Raw genomic sequence first — 3,626 nt, 5'->3', positions numbered from 1 at the left:
GTGGTATACTACGGGAAAGAAGCTTGGAACTACAGCCGGAATTTGCTGGGGAACATCAATCTGCAAAAGCTCCCCGAGGAAATGCGGCCGCTGATCAGTGATTACAAGATCAAGGCTTTTTACCGGATCAGCGACTTGAATGCAAAAGAGCTGGATAAGCGTTTCAAGAGCGCCTTTTTCTGCCTGGCGGAATATTTCATCCAGACAAATGCTGGTGAAGAATACCACCCAAGCGCCAAGAAGCTGTCGGTAGAAGATGTGAAGCTTCTTTTGGATATGATGGATGCCCTGTCGGGCAGCCATGCTTATGACGAGTTAATCAAGAAATTGGGAAAAAGAAATAAGAACGAGGTGACCACCATGACTGAAGTACTGCCGCAATTCATCCAGGTCAAGGTTGACCGGGCCAAGAAAGAAACTGCCGAAGAAGTGACCGCAAAGGTAACCAAGGAAGTTACTAAAGAAACGACCGAGAAGGTTACTAAAGACCACTTGATCAACATCTTGAAAACCACCAACTTGACTCCAGACGGGGCCATGGATCTCTTGGGCATCCCAGAAGCGGACCGGGCCATGTACAAGGACCTGCTCAAGAAAACAGGTGACTACCATGACTGAAGTACTGCCGCAATTCATCCAGGTCAAGGTTGACCGGGCCAAGAAGGAAACTGCCGAAGAAGTGACTAAAGATTACTTGCTTAACATTCTCAGCACCACCAACTTGACTCCAGACGGGGCCATGGATCTCTTGGGCATCCCAGAAGCGGACCGGGCCATGTACAAGGACTTGCTCAAGAAAGCAGGTGACTACCATGACTGAAGTACTGCCGCAATTCATCCAGGTCAAGATTGACCGGGCCAAGAAGGAAGTCATTGAAGAAGTGACCGCAAAGGTAACCAAGGAAGTTACTAAAGACTACCTGATCAACATCTTGAAAACCACCAACTTGACTCCAGACGGGGCCATGGATCTCTTGGGCATCCCAGAAGCAGACCGGGCCATGTACAAGGACTTGCTCAAGAAAAAGTAGGCAACACAAAAGCGGACAAGTGCTAACTTGTCCGCTTTTCTTACGCCTTGGCGACGATTTCCTTAATGTATTCAACTGGCATTTCCTGGCCGGTCCAGAGCTTGAAGGCTTCCGCCCCCTGGCCGACCACCATGCCCAAGCCGTTGTAGACATGCTTGACGCCGGCTTGGCGCGCGATCCGCATCAGCTTGGTTTCCCGCGGTTCATAAACCGTGTCGCTGACCACCATGTCCTCGTGCAGCCAGGACGGGTCTTCAACCAGTGACATGTCATCCAGCGGCGGCATCCCTACCCCGGTAGCATCGCAATAAATGGCTGATTCAGCGATCGACTGCTTGAAGGCTTCCTTGTCCTCCATCGGGTTCAAGCTGCAGACACAGCTGGTTGCCTCATTGATGGCCGCCACCTTTTCCTTGGCTGGTTCCCAGTTGCGGTCGTGAATGTTAAAAATTCTGATCTCCCTGGCTCCGCCCATGGCCGCGGCCACGGCAATCGGAATTGCCGCCCCGCCGGCGCCAGCCAGAGTCATGACTTTGCCCTTGACGTCCTGCCCGTCCTCTTTCAAAGACCGCAGCCAGCCCGTGCCATCAGTCGTGTAGCCGGTCAACAGCCCGTGCTCGTTGACCACCGTGTTGACCGCCCCGCAGATCTCAGCCGCCGGGTCCAGCTTGTCCAGGTAAGGGATGATCGCCTGCTTGTTCGGCATGGACACGTTGGCGCCCCGCATGTCCAAAGTCCGCAGGGCACTGACAGCGTCCCCGATCCGGTCCGGCCCGATCTCAAAGCAGAGGTAGGCCCCGTTCAGGCCCAGCTTGGCAAAAGCGTTGTTGTGCATCGTTGGCGAAACCGAGTGTCTGATCGGATCCGCGAACAGGCCCAGCAGGATGGTGTGCCCGTCCAGCCAGCCCGTTACCGGGCCAGTGACGCCGCTGATTTTTACCGGCAGAATGTCATTGTTTCTTTCATCAGTCATATTTTCAGTCCTTTGTTTTTTCTATTCCAAAAATATGCTAGCGCTTGCCTGCGCGTGAAAAAAGGCAAGCGGCCACTTTTATCGATCAATTTTTTCTATTGTTCTTTTCACAAATTCGAAAGGCGAGCTTTTCCCCCGCCAAACGCAGGATTGACAAAATATTGCTGTTAACGCTAACATTGAATAATGACGCGATTTGTATTTGTTAACGAGGACTTGCTATGGAATTTATCAAAAATTACAACAATAATGCCGCCCTTGTCAAAGATGCCGCTGGCAAAGACTGGGTCGTGATCGGCAAGGGAATCGGTTTTGGCTTGAAAAAGGGCATGCCGGTCGATGAAAGCAAGATTGAGCGCCGCTTCGTGGCTCAAGACGAGATCGACCAGGTCGAGCCCGAAGTCGTCCAGGGAATCGATCCCAAGTCTTTTGAAGCCACCGACGCCGTCTGCAGCGCGGTGGAGAAAAAGTACGGCATCTCCTTCACCGGCTACCAGTACTTTGCCTTGGCCGACCACATCGACTTCATGATCAAGCGGACCCTGGACGGCGCCGAGCTGAGCCCGGCCAGCGGCAGCTGGGAAACCAAGACGCTTTTTCCAAAAGAATACGCCGCGGCCAAAGAAGCCCTGGAGATCATTTCTGACACGGTCCACCTCACCTTCAACCACTCCGAAGCAGTCTCTTTAACCTACCACTTCATCAATGCCGAGTCCGACGGTTCCAAGCTGCAGGACACCATGCGGATGACCCGCTACCTGGGCGGCATTGTCAACATCGTCCAGTACCAGTACGGGATCACCTTGGATACCGACAGTTTCAACTATGAACGCTTCATCACCCACCTCCGAGCCTTGATCATCCGCCATCTGACCCACAAGCAGGCCAACGCCGAACTGGACCCGGCCCTCCTGCAGCTGATGGTCGACAAGTATCCCAAAGAAAAGGACACCGTCGACCGGATCGCCCAGTACCTTAAGCGCGAAGCTGACTGGACCCTGTCTCCCGATGACGAGACCTACCTGATTCTGCATATTTGGCGGGTAACCCACCGGTAAGAAAAAAATTTTTACGAATTTTGTTGACAGCGCTTTTAGAAAGCGTTAACATAATAAATGTCTTAAGCGTGTTACTGTTAAATCAGGCATGAACCTATCACGAAATCGCCGACCGGCAGCTTCTTTTTGCCGGTACTACTTGATTTTTCTGATAGGTTCTTTTTTTCGGAATCGGAGCGGATCCCTCTTATCCCGGCGCTTAATCAAGGTGTGTTACTAGTTCAACTAGGCATGAACCCGCAAGCTTATACAGGACTCTTTCTATACAAAGAATTCTGGCTTGCGGGTTTTTATTTTGACAAATTGGACAAGTGAGGATAACGATTATGGCAAAAAATTACGATGAACTAGCCAAAGACATCGTCGCGCACGTGGGCGGGGAAGAGAACGTCTCCTCCCTCAAGCACTGTGTGACCAGACTGCGCTTTGTGCTGAAAGATGAATCAAAAGCTGACACCGACTACTTGAAGAAGCGCGACGGCGTCATCACCGTCGCCAAGGCCGGCGGCCAATACCAAGTGGTCATCGGCAACGAAGTTACGGACGTCTACGACGCCGTGCTCA

6 protein-coding genes are annotated in these 3,626 nt (G+C 52.1%); 5 read left to right on the top strand and 1 reads right to left on the bottom strand.

The window, feature by feature from the left end:
• The 3 genes from lacNas_RS14195 to lacNas_RS04495 form a co-directional block, all read left to right on the top strand.
• A partial coding sequence (locus lacNas_RS14195; RefSeq protein ID WP_244661419.1) for a hypothetical protein occupies positions 1 to 618 on the top strand: 618 nt, incomplete at its 5' end.
• Positions 611 to 820: a hypothetical protein gene (locus lacNas_RS04500; RefSeq protein WP_201331510.1), complete on the top strand. Its 210-nt coding sequence runs from the start codon at positions 611 to 613 to the stop codon at positions 818 to 820. The genes lacNas_RS14195 and lacNas_RS04500, both read left to right, overlap by 8 nt.
• On the top strand, positions 813 to 1,031 hold the full coding sequence (locus lacNas_RS04495) for a hypothetical protein (RefSeq protein WP_201331509.1): 219 nt from the start codon (positions 813 to 815) through the stop codon (positions 1,029 to 1,031). Before lacNas_RS04500 ends, lacNas_RS04495 begins: the two co-directional genes overlap by 8 nt.
• 40 nt (positions 1,032 to 1,071) lie before the next feature.
• On the opposite strand, the gene lacNas_RS04490 is transcribed toward lacNas_RS04495, so the two are convergent.
• Positions 1,072 to 2,004, bottom strand: coding sequence for a shikimate dehydrogenase (locus lacNas_RS04490; protein ID WP_201336064.1), 933 nt, complete (start codon positions 2,002 to 2,004; stop codon positions 1,072 to 1,074).
• Between the two features lie 221 nt (positions 2,005 to 2,225).
• Here lacNas_RS04490 and lacNas_RS04485 point away from each other — a divergent pair, with 221 nt between their 5' ends.
• Together lacNas_RS04485 and lacNas_RS04480 are read left to right on the top strand one after the other, a co-directional pair.
• Positions 2,226 to 3,062, top strand: coding sequence for a PRD domain-containing protein (locus lacNas_RS04485; RefSeq protein WP_201330078.1), 837 nt, complete (start codon positions 2,226 to 2,228; stop codon positions 3,060 to 3,062).
• A 326-nt stretch (positions 3,063 to 3,388) separates the two neighbouring features.
• On the top strand, positions 3,389 to 3,626 hold a 238-nt coding region (locus lacNas_RS04480; RefSeq protein WP_201346633.1), incomplete at its 3' end, for a PTS transporter subunit EIIB.

Source organism: Lactobacillus nasalidis (genome assembly GCF_016587775.1).
GTDB lineage: Bacteria > Bacillota > Bacilli > Lactobacillales > Lactobacillaceae > Lactobacillus > Lactobacillus nasalidis.
Note: the sequence above shows the minus strand (reverse complement) of the source record. Positions and strands in the feature narration are given on the sequence as shown.

What these genes read in the sequence shown, in the direction of transcription:
- lacNas_RS04500 (WP_201331510.1), top strand. Translation starts at nt 611, where the DNA reads ATGACTGAAGTACTGCCGCAATTCATCCAGGTCAAGGTTGACCGGGCC.
- lacNas_RS04490 (WP_201336064.1), bottom strand. Translation starts at nt 2,004, where the DNA reads ATGACTGATGAAAGAAACAATGACATTCTGCCGGTAAAAATCAGCGGC.
- lacNas_RS04485 (WP_201330078.1), top strand. Translation starts at nt 2,226, where the DNA reads ATGGAATTTATCAAAAATTACAACAATAATGCCGCCCTTGTCAAAGAT.
- lacNas_RS04495 (WP_201331509.1), top strand. Translation starts at nt 813, where the DNA reads ATGACTGAAGTACTGCCGCAATTCATCCAGGTCAAGATTGACCGGGCC.